The following is a 16,225-nucleotide window of genomic DNA, read 5'->3' as shown; positions in this document are numbered from 1 at the left end:
TACAAAATAGAAAATTTCTTATAAAAGAAGATGAACGCTTATTGAACTTTCAGGCGGTTATATAATCTATGTTACATAAGAGCGGAGGAAACGTGAAAGATTCTGCGATAATAGAGAAAGTACTTTCCGGAGATGCCCAGCAGTTTGAGATGCTGATACTCAAATATCAGTCACGTCTGTTTGCTACAATACTAAATGTAGTTAAACACAGAGAACTCGCCGAGGATATCACGCAGGAAGCTTATATGAAAGGGTTTGATAAGCTTGAAACCCTTAAAAACAGAGAACAGTTCTACCCATGGCTGAAGAGGATAGCCCTTAACCTTGCCCTGAACCATTTCGAAAGGGCAAAGCGTGTTATGGATGTTGAGAACGAAGATGACGAAACCAGCTTTTTTGAGCGGATTCCAGATGGAGAGAGTCCAGAAGAGCTGGTAGTAAAAGAAGAATTGAAGAGATACGTGCGCCACTTTGTTGAAGCTTTGCCGGATAAGCTGAGAGTGGTTGTAGTGCTTAGAGAGATGGAAGATATGAGCTATGACGAAATAGCTGATCTTATGAACATCCCCATTGGCACAGTCAGAAGCAGACTTTTCAATGCAAGGCAGATAATTAAAGACAGACTTATAAATCAGGGGTTGGTAGATGGATTGTACAAAATTTCGTGAGCTGATATCACTTTATATCGATGAAGAGTCCAGTGCTGTGCAGACGCAGGCGTTGGAAAAACATATGGAGACATGCGGTGAGTGCCGTGCTGCTCTTGCAAGCCAGCTTAAACTGCGCGACATGGTTTGCAGCTCATATGTTAAAACGATAGATATCGACCTTTCTGCATCCATCATGGGCAAAATAAACGGTGCCGGCGAAGTTAAAAGTAAAAAACCGTCCTCTGTGAAGAGACTGTCTATGGTTGTTGCCGCTGCCGCCGCTGTCTGTGTGATAGCTATGGCTGCAATGATGAGTCTTAATGTCGATAATAACAAAGTTGCCGGAAATGAAAAACTCGAGGAATACGTTATCGAGCATGTCGGTTCCGGCGTAAGCGACTTCCAAGGTGAAGTCGAAGCGGTGAACATAGAGAAATGAAAAAACTGACCCTGCTTTTGTGTCTGTTGATAGTTGCATATTCAGGCTACGCAGCAGAGCAGGTCTATTTCAAAATAGCTGTTAACGAGAATGATTATTCAACGTTTCTTACAGACAGAATAAGCACAAGAAAAAAGACACTTCAATACCTCGCCACTAAGATGCGCCAGTATGTCTTTCATCCCGGCAGTCTTAACCGTGACTATTACACTGTCACTGAAAACAGAGGTATCAAATATTTCGACAGGGATGTAGTTCAGTACGACATTACTCCTGTGAAGCATGACAGATTCAGACATGTTCTGCTGGTTGATCAGAAAAAAGATGTAGTGATCCGTAAAGAAGTTTATGACACTAACGGCAAGCTCGTTTTTTCTTTCACCAGCCTGGACAGAGAATCGACAGAACATGTCGATGACGCTGATTCTCATCCTGACCCTGATTCTGATGCAGTGCATATTGCCGCTGCCTCTGTGCACCATGATGCTTTTAACGGTTATTTCGTTACAGCCGACAGAGAGCTTAAGGATGGCACAAAACACATTAGCTTCAGCGACGGACTAAACAGGTTCTCTATTTTTAGAAAAAAAATTAATACTGAACCAACAGAACAGAAAAGAATCTTATACGGAAACTACATATACCGTAAGAAAGTAGGAAAGGAGCTTTTTACAGTGGTTGGTACTATTCCATTTGAAGAGATGGATGATTTGATCAACAACATTGTTAAGCTGGAGGAGAAAAAATAATGAAAAAAATAAGCACTCTGATACTTGTAATCTTCTGTGTCTCACTCACAACGGCATTCGCCGGTGGTCCGGAAAGCTTTTCCGGGATCTACAAAAATACTAAAGATTCTGTTGTGAACATCTCGACGACAAAGGTTATTACCAGAAGAGGACAGTCTCCTGATGAGCTGTTCAGAAGATTTTTCGGAGACAATTTTCCTGGCATCCCTAACGAACAGCAGGGGAAGCCAAGAGAGTATAAATCAAAAGCACTTGGTTCAGGTTTTATCATTGATAAAAGCGGACTGATAATAACAAATAATCACGTTGTAGATGGTGCTGACGAAATTATCGTTAAGCTTAATGACGAACATAAATTTGATGCGAAGGTAATTGGGCGCGACCCGCTCACAGACCTTGCACTTATAAAGATAGAACCTAAAGGGGTTATGTTACATACACTACCTCTGGGTGATTCTGACGAGGCGGAAATCGGTGACTGGGTTGTTGCGATAGGCAATCCGCTCGGTCTTGAATGGACGATCACTGCCGGAATAATCAGTGCAAAAAAGAGAGTTCTGGGGAGTGGTCCTTATGACAACTTTCTCCAGACAGACGCATCTATTAACCCGGGCAACTCAGGCGGTCCTCTAATCAACATGGATGGTGAAGTGGTGGCTATAAATACAGCTATCATCCCTTCCGGTCAGGGGCTTGGTTTTGCTGTGCCTGTTAATATGCTTAAAGAGCTTCTGCCTAAGCTTAAGACAGGAACTGTTAAGCGCGGGTGGCTTGGCGTTATGGTTCAGCCTATTGATGAAAAGCTGGCGAAAGGCTTCGGGCTTGAAGAGCCTAAAGGTGCTCTCATTGCCGATGTGACTAAAGGCGATCCTGCGGAAGTGGCAGGGGTTATGGCTGGTGATGTTGTGCTTAAGATCAATGGAGACGAGATAGAAGACTCCAAAGAGCTTGTGAACAAAATCGGACGTATGAGCCCCGGAGAGTCAATTACGCTGACTGTGCTCAGAGATAAAAAAGAGAAAAATATTAAAGTCAAACTTGGCGAAAGAAAAGACGGAACAGCAGAAGTTAATACTGAACCAACTGTTGACCTGCCTGTCGTTATAGAGAGCCTGACATCGGATGAACTTTCTCAACTCGGCATCCCTGGCGGGGTGAAAGTTACAGGTGTTGAAGGCGATTCAAATGCTTATGAAGCAGGACTCCGCAGAGGGATGGTCATCGTAGCCGTAAATCACGAGCAGGTGAACAGCTCTGAAGAGTTCAGCAAAAAGTATAAAGCAGTGAAGAAAGGCGATGTTGTGGTACTTCAGGTTTACACAGCGGGCAAAACTAACTTTATTGCTTATGACAAAGACTAAACGCTTGAAATAAACAATCTCCTAAATGTAACTGTATGCAGAAAACCCGTTCATATGAACGGGTTTTCTCGTTTATGCGGTCGAAGACAGAACATCACGCATTTATGGGTGGATGAATGAGCTAATCACAGCTTTAGAGCCTATAAGTCATTGCGGGGAATGTAATGATGAAGCAATCCAAGTATTAACTAACGAGTCCAGAGACTGCTGAAGTCCAGCTGGGTTCGCAGTGACGTATTTTGCATATGCTCTAACTGTGACAACGAAGTTGTAACTTCGTGTGTTAAGCACGCGCGAAGCAATAGAACCACGGGGTTATCCGTGGAAATCTATAAGTTTATAATTACTAGTTGATTTCGTATTTTTCCAGACGATAAAGAAGTACATGACGGGGGATACATAGATATTTTGCTGCACGGCTTTTGTTGCCGTCGAACTTATGCAGAGCCTTGATTATAATATTTTTTTCAAGTTCTTCCAGATTGAGCTCTTTGTCAGGCATATGCATGTCCAGACAGGTTTCCATATTGCTGCAAAATTCTGCCGGTAGTTTGTCTTCTGTGATCTCACCCTTTCCCTGCAATATACAAAGTCTGTAAATTGTGTTTTCGAGTTCTCTTATATTTCCAGTCCATGAATAGTTTATGAGTTTTTCCATAGCTTTTTCCGAGAAGGTTATCCTGGCTCCGTATTTTGCTGAGAAGAGCTCAACAAGGTCTTTGATATCTTCTCTCCTTTTCGAAAGCGGAGGAACTTCCACAGGGAAGACATTTAGCCTGTAGAAGAGATCGTCACGGAATTCCCCTTTTTCAGTCATCTGTTTCAGGCTGCGGTTGGTTGCTGCCACAACTCTTACATCCACCTTCATAGGGGTTGCAGACCCAACCGGCTGAATTTCTGACTCCTGAAGGAAGCGCAGCAGTTTAACCTGAATAGACTGGGGGAGTTCCCCTATCTCATCCAGAAAGAGTGTTCCGCCTTCCGCTTCAAGGATTTTACCTTTGTAGTCTCTGTCTGCTGATGTGAATGAGCCTTTTTTATGCCCGAAGAGTTCACTTTCAAAAAGACCTTCAGGAACCGCTGCACAGTTCACTGTGATGAATGGTTTGTCTGCACGGTTGCTTTTACTGTGAACCTGTCTTGCTATAAGCTCTTTGCCCGTTCCGCTCTCCCCAAGCACCAGTACAGGAGCATCTGTTGGTGCGACAGTGTCTGCCAGATTAAGCATTTGTATGAAAGCTTCACTTTTACCAACCATCTTTGGAGCGATAGACTGTTTCATATATTGCTTCATACGTGTGTTTTCACGACGCATTCTGCTGATTTCCACCGCTTTTTTGATAGAGTTGAGGAGTTCTTCATTTTCAAAGGGCTTGGTCAGATAATCGTATGCCCCTTTGCGTATTGCTGCCACTGCGTCAGGGATATTGCCGTGGGCTGTGATTATTATCACCGGCATATCTGGATAAAGCTTTGCTGCTTTTTCCATGACTTCGTTTCCGGACATTCCCGGCATTCGTATGTCGGTAATCAGTACGTCATATTCTTTCTCTGAGAGGAGTTTCAATCCCTCGTAACCGTTAGGAGCGGTATCATTGTCTATATTTTCAGAAGTCAGATACATGCTTACAAGTGTAGACAGAGAGAGGTTATCTTCTATAAGCAGAATACTCACTCATTCCCCCCTGCTGAGGAGCATTGAAAATGTGCATCCTCTTTCCTGATTTTTTACATTGAGAGAACCGCCGTGCTGCTGGGCTATTTTCGACGCCAGCGCAAGCCCGAGACCTGTTCCCATATCTTTTGTTGTGAAGAATGGTTCAAATATTTTACCGGTAAGTTCTTCATCAAGACCTTTCCCGTTGTCTGTTATATTAAATATAACCTCGGAATCTTTTATTTCCAAAGATATTTCCAGTACCGCTTCCCCTTCGCACGCTTCAATGCCGTTTATGGCGATGTTCACAAGAGCTTGTTTTATAGCATTTTTATCGCCTGTAAGGGTGACCCCCGTTATGTCCGGAATGTTATAGTTGATAATTACTTTTTGTCTGGACGAGGCGAGATTCAGCAGCTCTGTAAGCTCGGACACAAGTTGTTCAAGCTCAAAAGTCACCTTTTCTTCTGAGCCGAATCTGGCATATTGAAGAAAGCGCCTGATAAAGTCGTCAAGGTGGTTTATCTCTGTTGAAAGGATATCAATTACCTGATCATTCCCTTTGCCTGATTTTATCAGAGATATGCCGGATTTGATTGCAGCCAGAGGGTTTCTTATTTCGTGAGCTATTCCTGCGGAGAGCTGTCCGATAGCCTTCAGCCTGTTGTCATGGGCAACTTTTCGTTCAAGCTCGAGCATTTCACAGGACACCTGCTCGACTTTAAGTTTCTCTTTCCGCAGTTTGCCGCTAAGTATACCTGCGATGGTGGCGACTGCGTAAACCATTGTAACCTCGACTATTGAAGGGATTATATAGTGTGGGAAATCCAGTCTGAAGGTGTGTATATACGCTGCCGGACTGTAAATGAGGGTCAGTACAACAGACACTATAAGTCCGCCTCTCAGTCCGTATTTATAAGATGCATAGATAACTATCAGGTAAAAAGCATAATAGTGTGAAATGTGCACTATGGTGTGGTGTTTAGGCACACCATAGTGAAAGTAGGATATTATAATTGTAGCAATAACTATAATCGAAATGCTGAATGCGTTTTCCCGTATATCATACCGCTCCTGCGGTTGTTGATTCTTCCTGTCCACAGATGTACCCGTCCTTCATTTCAATAACTCTGTCTGCGTAGGTTGTGTATTCCAGTGCGTGGGTGACCATCACAACAGAAAGGTTGTCAGAGTTAAGTTCTTTTAATAGTTCTATAATACTTTTACCTGTGTTTATATCAAGGCTTCCTGTGGGTTCATCTGCAAAAAGTATCTTGGGTTCTTTTACAAGCGCCCTTGCGATGGATACTCTCTGCTGCTCTCCTCCGGAAAGTTTCCCCGGCAGTCTGTTTTCTTTCCCTTCGAGTCCGACACGTTCGATGATCTGCATTGCTTTGTCTTTCGCTTTTTTATTAACGGGAGCAACCCCGGAAAGATATGGCAGGAGCACATTTTCCAGTACCGTAAGGTAGGGTAATAGGTGGAATGACTGAAAAATAACAGAAAAATCATTCTGTCTGATCCTGTTGATCTCACCTGCCTTTGCTTTGCCGAGGTCTCTGCCGTTATAGACAACGCTGCCCGAGTCCGGACGTAAAAGAGTGGACAATATGTTCAGAAGTGTGCTTTTTCCGGAACCTGACCTGCCTATGATACAGGTGAAGTCTCCTCTAAGGAGTTCGATTGTCACACCCTTTAAAACGTTGGTGGTTGTATCTGCTGTAAAGGACTTTGTTATATCTGTTGCTGTTAGCATTTTATTACCTCTTATATCTGGCTGAATACTTCTGTAGGCTGAATCTTTGTTGCTTTAAGGGCTGGAACTGCCGAAGATGCAACGGAAAGCAGTCCTACAAAAAGCACTGAAACAAGCATTACCAGAGGATCGAAAGTTATGTCTGCCGAACCTGCGATGTCTACTCTTTTCAGAAGCTCCATGCTGCTGAAATAGCCGCCCAGATATCCGAGAACGCCAGACAGAATACCTATCAGAAGCGCTTCGAAACCGAATATAATAAATATCTTACTGCTGGAATACCCCACAGCACGCAATATACCTATCTCCTTTTTACGTTCGTTAACAGAAGCAAGCATAAACATAGAAAGCATAAAACATGCGATAATGAGTATCACACCGCTAACCAGCAGGACTATGCGTTTTACGTAGTTTATGGTGGTCATGCGTTGTTTTACAACATTTTGCAGTGCGTTTATGTCTGTGTCCGGCAGTTTAGCCTGAATCTGAGAAACTATGTCGCCGATGGGGCAGCCGGAACAGAGCGCAGCAACCTCAACAAAATTAATTAAATTCTGTTTACCAGTGTATTGCTGAATGGCGTGTAGATCAGCGAATACGAGGTTGTCGTCTTCTGTTCCGGTTTTTTGAAGAATGCCTGTTATAGTTACGGTGCCGGTGCCTATCTGAATGGGGGTATTGATAGATACACCAAGGAGGTCCGCTGCGCGATAACCTATGATCGCTTCTTCCGGGCTTTCAGGCATTTTCCCATCGACAGCCCAATAGCTTTTAATACGTTTTTCCTCTCCCCATAGCACACCAGTCACAGCCATGTTTTGGTCGTTAAACTTTGTTAACGCAATAAGTTTGGGAGCGACTGCGCTGATGTTGCCGTTTAAATCAATTCCTCGTATTGCTTCTGTGGTCTCTTTTTCCGGTAGATATTCCACTTCGTACGAGAGGTTTCCCAGCGAAAATCCGCCATAGCTGACGTTGAGTGAGTCAGTCTTGGGATAAATCAATATATTGGCTCCGAACTCTGTCATCTTCTTTTCAAGTGAGTGTCCTATAGTTTCAGAAACGTTATAGAGCATCACAACAGAGAGGATTCCTACTGTAAAGACTGCAACAAGTATGCTTGTTCTCATCAGTTTTCTTTTCAGATTACGAACAGGGATAGTGAAAATGTTCATGATATTTTCCTTAGAAGTACATCGCTCCGGTGGCTATTGCTGTCATGTTTATCTCTATATTCTCACCAACTGCTGTTCTGTGGAGGGGGGACGGGTTGCATCCGCCTTTTACAACGTTGATACGGCTGGAGTGAAATTTCTGACCGCAGTTATTGCAGATCATGTATTCTCCGTTCTGGCTGTACCCTTTCTTTTCTCTGTAGCAGACGTCGCATGCATCAAATGCAGCTCTGATAACGCCGTCAGAAGCTTCAAGCAGGAAGAATTTGATCTCTTTCCCGTTGGATTCCACAGAATAATAATGTGCCTCTCCGTCATTAACACTGCTGACAGGGATAGTTATTTTTCCATTCTCTGGGGTTACCATTGTATATTTGCCCTTAGCATCGCCGCAGGCGGACATAAATGTTAAAAGAAGCATTAGTACAATAAATTTTGAAACGGTTCTCATCTGTTCCTCCGTTATGTTTTCTATTATATGAGCAACGTGAATGCCAGTTTGTAAGTTGTTGATGTATATGGATACATAATTTCATTAGTGGGTAGTTTGGAGACTATTCTTCAGAGAGGACAGAAGCGAGTGTAGACTATTCTATAATCAAAAAGTCCGCCTTTGAGAGACGGACTTTATATTTGATATTATGTCGGGGTTAGCAGAAGAGGGATTGACGGAGCTTATCTGAGTTGTGCTCCATAGTCTTTTACAAGGTTATCAATCATCTTCTGAAGGATACCGTTTGTCTCCTCGTCTGTAAGGGTTCTGTCGCCGGCTGTGAAGAGCACACGGAATGTTCGGCTTGCTTTCCCTTCTTCAATACCTTTTCCTGTATAGACGTCGTAAAGTGACACGTCTTCAGCAAGTTTGCTGGTATTTTTTATGCACTCAGTCAGCTTTTCTGTTGGTGTGTCTGTGTCGACAATAACAGATATGTCTTTGTATACTGAAGGGAACTTACTGAAAGATTCAAATTTGAATACAAACTCAGCATTATCTACAAAATCCTGCATGTCAATTTCAAAGAATGTCACACGTTCGCGAAGTTCGGCAGCTTCTGCTGTTAAAGGGTGAAGCTCTCCGATAAAGCCTATGCTTTTGCCGTTAACTATAACTTCTGCCGACTTACCTGGGTGCAGAAAATGCCTGCTGCTTTTTGTAAATTCAGCCTTGATTTTGTATTGTGCGAGGAGATTTTCAAGAACTCCCTTCATCATAAAGAAAGGTTCTGTTCCCTTTGGAGCGGCCCAGCTTACGTCCCAGAAGTCTCCAGCTGAAGCAGCCGCCAGAAGCATTCTCTGTTCAGGAAGTTTGTCTTCAGTTTTGATGAAACTTGATGCAAACTCAAAGAAACGTGCTTGTTTGAATCCGTTGTTCAGGTTGTATCTTATCGTTGCCAGAAGGCCTGGGAAAACCTGTGTACGCATGGTATTCATGTCTTCAGATATAGGATTTATGAGTTTTACAAACTTCTCCTCACTGTCAAACAGCTTAAGAAAATCAGCTTTCATAAATGAATAGTTGATAGCTTCATTGAAACCGAGGGTTTTGAGCTTCTGTGCCAGAAACCTGCGTGTGGCAAGTAATGGCTGCATAGGCATTGAGTCGGCATCAATTTTAGGCAGAGTCGTAGGGATGTTGTTATATCCGTACATTCTGGCTATCTCTTCCGCTATATCCTGTCTTGTTATTATGTCCACTCTGTATGAAGGTGATGTGATTGTTATGTCACGGCTATTTACAACAGGGTTCATGTTCAGACCATCCAGTATCTGCACCATCTGGTCAAGGGAGACGTCTGTCCCCAGGTAGCTGTTAATCCAGTCTGCATTTACAGTGAATGTTATTGGCTCGGGGTCGTTAACCTCACCCAGAACGCCTTTGCATACTTTCCCTCCGCATAGCTCCTGAATAAGATATGCTGCGTATTCGCACATCTCTTTTGTGTTAACCGGGTCAATGCCCCTTTCGTAGCGATATGAAGCATCTGTCTGCATGCCGAGTTTTCTTGCTGTCATGCGTGTCTGTTTCGGCTCGAAGTATGCACACTCAAGAAAGACATCTTTTGTGTCTTTGCTGATCCCTGAGTGTTCTCCACCCATAACACCAGCTATCGCAAGAGATTTTTTTTCGTCTGTGATAAGGAGCATGTTTTCGTTGAATACACGTTCTTTCTCATCAAGCGTAATCAATTTTTCACCATTTTCAGCGTTACGGATGATGATCCTGCCATCTATCTCTTTCAGGTCGAAAGTGTGCAGAGGCTGGCCGTACTCGAACAGCACATAGTTTGTAATGTCTACAACGTTGCTGATGGGACGTACCCCCACGGCACGCAGTCTGTTCTGCATCCAGAGCGGAGATGGTTTGATAGTTACATCTTTGATGACACGCCCCAGATAAGTAGGGCACGCTTTTTTATTTTTTATTTCAACACCGCCGTAATTACCGGCAGGCTCGTCTGTTTCGTTTAGTTTGTACTCATTTTTTTTGAGTTTACGGTTATAGAGGGCTGCAATCTCATGGGCATAGCCTATGATGCTCAGGCAATCTGCGCGGTTAGGTGTGATACCTATTTCCAGTACAGTATCCGGCAGTCCGAAAAGCTCGTTTACGGGCATTCCCGGTTCGAGAGAGTCATCCAGAACCATTATTCCGTCATGATTTTCTGAAAGTCCGATCTCATCTTCTGCACATATCATACCCGAAGATTCTGTTCCTCTGATTTTGGCTTTTTTGATTTTGAAATTACCCGGCAGGACAGCGCCTATCTTTGCAAATACTATTGTCTGACCTTCTGCAACATTTGGTGCACCGCATACAACCTGATAAGTTTCTGTTCCGTCGAAGACTTCGCAGAGAGAAAGCTTGTCGGCATCCGGATGCTTTACACATGATTTGACCTTCGCAACAACCACATTGTCGAGGGGGGCGAGGTGTTCAACAGCATCAACTTCCAGACCGCACATGGTGAGCTTCTCAGCTATATCATTAGGGTCAAGGTCGGCTACTTCTACAAATTTATTTAACCAGTTTAAACTTACTTTCATTTACATACCCCCTTAGAACTGCCTTAAGAATTTGAGGTTATTTTCAAAGAATGAGCGAAGGTCGCCTATGCCGTATTTCAGCATTGCGATACGTTCTATTCCCATACCAAAGGCAAATCCGGAGTAAATGCCGGGTTCGTATCCAGCGTGTCGGTAAAGCTCGTCGTTACACATACCGGAACCTAGGATTTCTATCCAACCTGTCCCTTTGCATACACGGCACCCTTTAGAACCGCAGATAGTACATCCCATATCCACCTCTGCACTGGGCTCGGTGAAGGGGAAAAAGCTAGGGCGGAAACGTACGGGTACACCGGAGCCGAACATGCGCTGAATGAATGTTGTGAGCGTTCCTTTCAGGTCTGCAAAAGTAACATTTTTATCAACCAGAAGCCCCTCGACCTGATGAAACATAGGAGTGTGAGTAATATCGTAATCACATCTGTATACTTTGCCCGGAGCAATTATCTTTATCGGGGGCTCTTTACTCTCCATTACTCTCGCCTGAACAGGGGAGGTGTGAGTACGCATAACTACTTCATCTGATATATAGAATGTATCCTGCATATCTCTTGCCGGATGTTCCTGCGGGATATTCAGCATTTCAAAGTTGTAACGGTCAAGCTCAACTTCCGGTCCTACGGCTACTTCGAAGCCCATAGAGCCGAATATGTCTGCAATTTCGTAGTATATAGACATTATCGGGTGCTGGGAACCTGCTGAAAGGGGGAATCCTTCCATAGTTATGTCCAGCGCCTCTTTTTCAAGTTTAGCATCTAGTTCAGATTTTGCGATTTCTGTTTCTTTACTGTTAAATAAAGCTTCAAAGCCGTTTCTGAGTTCTCCCAGCTTCATGCCGAATTCTTTTTTATCTTCGTTCGGCACGTCTTTAAGCTGTTTGTTCAGTCCGCTGATCAGACCTTTTTTCCCCAGATATTTTACTTTGATCTGATAAAGTTCTTCAGAGGTGGCGGCTTTTTCAATTTCCTGCTCATACCCCTTGATACTGCTGATGTCCAGTTCCACATTTATCTCCGATTTTAGTCATTTTCCTGAATATAACGTTTTACTTGAATAGGCTTTTATATTCAATGGTTAATTTGCTAAAAGGAACTTTAGAAAAAAATGCAAATCAATTGTGGTGATTTTGTATATTTTTTTAGTGTTATTTACATTAATAAACAGCAAAAAATGAATTTCTTCATAATTACTTTTTTTAGTTATTGATATTTAATCTGTTATGCCAGTTGTTTAAATCATAAATGAAGTTTTGGTGAATTCAAAAATACATAATTTATACATGTTTTCTGCATATTCTCCTTATTTGCCAGCATCTTAAGTTGTAGGATATTACTCCGATAATACATGCAGGCAAAAAATGCTGACAAGGAGGTCGATATGAGTATTTCGTCAATAGGTATGTCCTATTCACAACTTCAAACATCTTCAGAACTGACTATAAAAGGGCAAGGAAGTAACAGTTCTGAATCGACAAAAGAGACTGATTCTGCTGTTAAGAGTTCTGGTAGTATGGATTCTGTTTCTCTTTCTGCTGAAACTTCACAGTCTTATGCAATTGGAGGTGACACAGTTTCAAAGTCTGAATTTGATCAGTATGACAAAGATGGCGATGGTGAAATTAGCGCTTCGGAACAGGCTGCTTACGAAGCAGATCAAGTTGACGAGGCAGACGAGGACGACACACAGGCCGCGCTTATAGAAGCAATGGAAGATGCACAGGACGAAGTGGATGAAGAGACTGAGGCAGTGTATTCACCATATGGTGAAATGAGTGTGAAAGGTGAGTCAGGTACACAAGTGAACGCTACTGCATAGACGGGGGCAGCATATGACTCCGGCAAAGTTTAGAAGGGCAGTCCTTGCTGGCTGTCCTTTATTTAAAACAGGAAACCTAAGGACGCTAAAGTAAGCAATTTTGATTTAATGCTATATGTGAAATGCCACAGTAAAAATATGACGAATTTGGATATCAGCCAGTTAATAAGTTTGCATTTATGAATAGATTCCCCCCGGGTAAACCCGTGGTTCTATTGCTTCGCACGTGCTTAACACACTAAGTTACAACTTCGTTGTCACAGCTAGAGCATATGCAAAATACGTCACTGCGAAGCCCGCAGGGCTTTAGCAGTCTCTGGGCTCAATAATCCTGAGATTGCTTCGTCATTACATTCCTCGAAATGACTTATAAGTTCTAAAGCTGTGGGCAGCTCACTCATCCACGCATAAATGTGTGGCGTTTTGTCTTCGACCGCATAAAAAAAGGCGACCCGTGTGGATCGCCTTTTGTGTTATTAAGCCTTAACCTGCTTGCAGAGTTGTTCGAACTCAGCAGGGTGATTGATAGCCATGTCTGAGAGGATCTTTCTGTCCACTTCTATGCCTTTCTGCTTAAGTGCGCCCATAAAAACGCTGTAGCTCATGCCATGCTGGCGTGCTGCTGCGTTGATACGGATGATCCACAGTTTCCTGTAGTCACGTTTCTTCTGTTTCCTGCCCACATAGGCAGTTTCCAGAGATCTTTCGACCTGTTCACGTGTCTTTTTGTACACGTTGTTGATCTGACCTCTAAATCCTTTGGCTTTTTTCAGCCATTCTTTCCGTCTTCTGCGGGTTTTAAACCCGCCTTTAGCTCTTGGCATTTCCTATCTCCTTCTGTTAAGCATAAGGCATCATTTTTTTGACGTTCTGAGCGTCTTTGCCTTGAAGGATGCTAGGGTGGCGCAGAGCGCGCTTGCGTTTAGTGGACTTGGAGGTGAGGATGTGCCTCAGTCCGCTTTTCTTCGCTTTCACTTTTCCGCTTCCGGTAATTTTAAACCTTTTAGCGGAACCCTTATGGGTTTTCATTTTCGGCATTCGAAAACTCCTTTAATTAGTTTCCAGCAGTATTAACAGGTGAAACCATCATAATCTGCTGTCGACCCTGCATCTCGGGTTTTTTGTCGACGGTACCGAGACCCTCGATATCGTCTTTGATTCTATTGAGCAATTGCAGCCCCATCTCTTGGAACATCATTTCGCGTCCGCGATAGCGAAGGACAACCTTCACCTTATCGCCGGCAGAGAGGAATTTTTTAACATTCTTCATCTTAACTTCGTAATCATGTTCTTCGATCTTGGGTCTGAATTTAACTTCCTTCGTGTCAACCTGATTGGCACGCTGTTTTTTACGTGCTTCACGGTCTTTTTTGTTCTTCTCAAATTTGAACTTGCTATAGTCCATGACCCTACATACCGGCGGTTTCGCTGTTGGGGCGATCTCCACTAGATCCAGACCTGCCTGGTCTGCGAGTGCGCGTGCTTCCGTCATACTGCATACGCCGTGTTGTGTACCATCATCCAAAATCAGCCTTACCTCGCTGTGAGGTATCTTCTCGTTAATCCGCTCCTTATCCTGCGGAGCAGGTGTAAACTTACCGCCTCTTATAGGTCACCTCCAAAGTTTAAGAGATTTATTTTTATCAAGCTCTGTTAATACACCAAGATAGGTGGAAAAATCAAGCTCATTTTTATTTTCTCCGTTACGCAGTCTAACAGAAACAAGCTCTTTGTCCACCTCGTTTTGTCCTATTATTAACATATGAGGTATTTTTTCCATCTGAGCTTCACGGATTTTAAATCCGACTTTTTCGTTGCGCAGGTCGGAATCCACTCGGAAGCCTTCAGCTTTAAGCTTTTGTACCAGAGCTTTACAATAGTCCAGCTGACCATCAGTGATGTTAATGACACGAACCTGTTTTGGTGCTACCCAGACAGGGAAAGCCCCCGCAAAATGTTCCGTCAGAACTCCGATAAATCTGTCAACTGAGCCGAGTATAACTCTGTGCAGCATGACAGGTCTGTGCTTTTGTCCATCCTCGCCTATGTAGTTAAGGTCAAACTTTTCAGGCAGATTAAAGTCAGCCTGAATTGTGGCACATTGCCAGTAGCGTCCGATTGCGTCTTTCAGTTTGATGTCGATTTTTGGACCGTAAAAAGCACCGTCGCCTTCGTTTATCTCATACTCAAGCCCTTTGGTTTTAAGTGCCTCGAAGAGTGCATTGGTTGCTTTTTCCCAGTTGTCATCAGACCCTATGTATTTTTCAGGTTTGGTGGAAACCTCTATTTCGTATTCAAAGCCGAACTTGCCCATAACCTCATCAACAAAATCGATTATGCCTATTATTTCATCGTTGAGCTGTTCCGGAGTGCAGAAAAGGTGTGCATCGTCCTGTGTGAACGCACGCACACGGAGCAGACCGTGCAGAACACCTGATTTTTCGTGTCTGTGCACTGTGCCGAGTTCAAAATATCTTTGCGGCAGGTCACGATAACTGCGTATGTCGGAGTTGAACACCATCATGTGTGCAAGGCAGTTCATCGGTTTTACGCCATAGTCTACATCGTCTATTTTTGTGAAATACATATTTTCGCGATAGTTGTCATAGTGTCCTGATTTTTTCCAGAGATCCTGCTTGAGGATTGATGGTCCGTAAACTATGTCGTATCCGCGTTTAATGTGTTCCTGTTTTTCGTATGTTTCCAGTACGTTACGCAGTGCCCCGCCGTTCGGAAGATATATCGGGAAGCCTGCGCCTGCCTCTTCGCTGAATGTGAAAAGCTTGAGCTGTTTGCCTATTTTCCGGTGGTCACGTTTCTCAGCTTCTTCCAGCATGTTCAGGTAAGCATCAAGGTCTTCTTTTGTTTGCCAGCTTGTGCCGTATATGCGCTGAAGCATTTTATTATTTTCGTTCCCTCGCCAGTATGCACCGGCTACAGAGAGCAGTTTAAAATGTTTCAGTCGCTTTGTGTTGTCCACGTGAGGCCCGCGGCAAAGGTCTGTAAAGTCTCCCTGATCATAAAGAGATACATGCTCGTCACCTATGTCTGTGATGAGCTCGACTTTATACTTCTCATCGGCAAATTCTTTAAGTGCATCAGAAGATTTGACGTCTCTGCGTTTAACAGGGATAGCCTCTGCTGCTATTTTTGCCATCATCTTTTCTATGGCTTTGAGATCATCCGGAGTAAATTTTCTGTCGCCCATGTCAAAGTCATAATAAAAGCCATCTTTTATGATCGGACCAATAGTAACTTTTACATCATCAAAAAGCCTTTTTACAGCGTGCGCCATAAGGTGAGCTGTGGAGTGTCTGATGATGTCCAGAGCCTCCGGGTCTTTTTCCGTTATAAGTTTAACTGTATCGCCATCGCTGAGCTCAGCGTAAATATCTTTTGATGTTCCGTTAATCTCTGCTGCAATAGCTTTTTTAGCGAGACCGACGCTTATTTGTTTTGCCACATCGTATGCTGTTGCGCCATCTTGAATTTCCAGTTTGGCGCCATCTGGAAGCAATACATTCATTTATTTTTCTCCATTCTCAGCTTCTACAAAC

16 protein-coding genes are annotated in these 16,225 nt (G+C 43.4%); 5 read left to right on the top strand and 11 right to left on the bottom strand.

The genetic code is table 11. From position 1 onward, the window contains the following. Positions 1–92: 92 nt before the first annotated feature. Genes DACET_RS09940 through DACET_RS09925 form a run of 4 tightly spaced genes read left to right on the top strand, consistent with a single transcriptional unit; the run spans position 93 to position 3,199 of the window. Positions 93–668: an RNA polymerase sigma factor gene (locus DACET_RS09940; protein ID WP_013011246.1), complete on the top strand. Its 576-nt coding sequence runs from the start codon at positions 93–95 to the stop codon at positions 666–668. After that, positions 646–1,089 (top strand): anti-sigma factor family protein, encoded by a 444-nt coding sequence (locus tag DACET_RS09935; RefSeq protein ID WP_013011245.1) that lies wholly within the window; start codon positions 646–648, stop codon positions 1,087–1,089. Before DACET_RS09940 ends, DACET_RS09935 begins: the two co-directional genes overlap by 23 nt. Continuing rightward, positions 1,086–1,838: a MucB/RseB C-terminal domain-containing protein gene (locus DACET_RS09930; RefSeq protein ID WP_013011244.1), complete on the top strand. Its 753-nt coding sequence runs from the start codon at positions 1,086–1,088 to the stop codon at positions 1,836–1,838. Before DACET_RS09935 ends, DACET_RS09930 begins: the two co-directional genes overlap by 4 nt. Next, on the top strand, positions 1,838–3,199 hold the full coding sequence (locus DACET_RS09925) for a Do family serine endopeptidase (RefSeq protein ID WP_013011243.1): 1,362 nt from the start codon (positions 1,838–1,840) through the stop codon (positions 3,197–3,199). The genes DACET_RS09930 and DACET_RS09925 overlap by 1 nt, the downstream gene beginning before the upstream one ends. A gap of 346 nt (positions 3,200–3,545) precedes the next feature. On the opposite strand, the gene DACET_RS09920 is transcribed toward DACET_RS09925, so the two are convergent. The 7 genes from DACET_RS09920 to pheS all read right to left on the bottom strand — a co-directional run bounded on the left by DACET_RS09920 (position 3,546) and on the right by pheS (position 11,858). Continuing rightward, the gene (locus tag DACET_RS09920) at positions 3,546–4,874 is read right to left on the bottom strand and encodes a sigma-54-dependent transcriptional regulator (RefSeq protein ID WP_013011242.1); all 1,329 of its coding nucleotides are present in this window, start codon (positions 4,872–4,874) and stop codon (positions 3,546–3,548) included. Next, positions 4,875–5,957, bottom strand: coding sequence for a sensor histidine kinase (locus DACET_RS09915; protein WP_013011241.1), 1,083 nt, complete (start codon positions 5,955–5,957; stop codon positions 4,875–4,877). Further along, positions 5,920–6,612, bottom strand: coding sequence for an ABC transporter ATP-binding protein (locus tag DACET_RS09910; protein WP_013011240.1), 693 nt, complete (start codon positions 6,610–6,612; stop codon positions 5,920–5,922). The genes DACET_RS09915 and DACET_RS09910 overlap by 38 nt, the downstream gene beginning before the upstream one ends. Positions 6,613–6,623: 11 nt before the next feature. After that, complete coding sequence (locus tag DACET_RS09905; protein ID WP_013011239.1) at positions 6,624–7,787, bottom strand: ABC transporter permease; 1,164 nt, start codon at positions 7,785–7,787, stop codon at positions 6,624–6,626. A 10-nt stretch (positions 7,788–7,797) separates the two neighbouring features. Further along, positions 7,798–8,238 (bottom strand): DUF2318 domain-containing protein, encoded by a 441-nt coding sequence (locus DACET_RS09900; protein WP_013011238.1) that lies wholly within the window; start codon positions 8,236–8,238, stop codon positions 7,798–7,800. A gap of 224 nt (positions 8,239–8,462) precedes the next feature. Further along, the gene (gene pheT, locus DACET_RS09895) at positions 8,463–10,832 is read right to left on the bottom strand and encodes a phenylalanine--tRNA ligase subunit beta (protein WP_013011237.1); all 2,370 of its coding nucleotides are present in this window, start codon (positions 10,830–10,832) and stop codon (positions 8,463–8,465) included. 12 nt (positions 10,833–10,844) lie between these two features. Next, a complete protein-coding gene (gene pheS, locus DACET_RS09890) occupies positions 10,845–11,858 on the bottom strand; it encodes a phenylalanine--tRNA ligase subunit alpha (RefSeq protein ID WP_013011236.1) in 1,014 nt (337 codons plus the stop codon). Positions 11,859–12,230: 372 nt separating this feature from the next. Here pheS and DACET_RS09885 point away from each other — a divergent pair, with 372 nt between their 5' ends. Further along, complete coding sequence (locus DACET_RS09885; RefSeq protein WP_013011235.1) at positions 12,231–12,668, top strand: EF-hand domain-containing protein; 438 nt, start codon at positions 12,231–12,233, stop codon at positions 12,666–12,668. Positions 12,669–13,144: 476 nt separating this feature from the next. Here DACET_RS09885 and rplT read toward each other — a convergent pair whose 3' ends face one another. Genes rplT through thrS form a run of 4 tightly spaced genes read right to left on the bottom strand, consistent with a single transcriptional unit; the run spans position 13,145 to position 16,194 of the window. Continuing rightward, positions 13,145–13,492 (bottom strand): 50S ribosomal protein L20, encoded by a 348-nt coding sequence (gene rplT, locus DACET_RS09880; protein WP_013011234.1) that lies wholly within the window; start codon positions 13,490–13,492, stop codon positions 13,145–13,147. A gap of 16 nt (positions 13,493–13,508) precedes the next feature. Beyond that, positions 13,509–13,706 (bottom strand): 50S ribosomal protein L35, encoded by a 198-nt coding sequence (gene rpmI / locus DACET_RS09875; protein WP_013011233.1) that lies wholly within the window; start codon positions 13,704–13,706, stop codon positions 13,509–13,511. 16 nt (positions 13,707–13,722) lie between these two features. Continuing rightward, positions 13,723–14,277 (bottom strand): translation initiation factor IF-3, encoded by a 555-nt coding sequence (gene infC / locus DACET_RS09870; RefSeq protein WP_013011232.1) that lies wholly within the window; start codon positions 14,275–14,277, stop codon positions 13,723–13,725. Positions 14,278–14,280: 3 nt separating this feature from the next. After that, positions 14,281–16,194 (bottom strand): threonine--tRNA ligase, encoded by a 1,914-nt coding sequence (gene thrS / locus DACET_RS09865; protein ID WP_013011231.1) that lies wholly within the window; start codon positions 16,192–16,194, stop codon positions 14,281–14,283. Positions 16,195–16,225: the final 31 nt, after the last annotated feature.

The sequence above is a fragment of the Denitrovibrio acetiphilus DSM 12809 genome, assembly GCF_000025725.1.
GTDB classification, from domain to species: domain Bacteria; phylum Chrysiogenota; class Deferribacteres; order Deferribacterales; family Geovibrionaceae; genus Denitrovibrio; species Denitrovibrio acetiphilus.
This window is presented reverse-complemented; position numbering and strand designations above follow the sequence as displayed.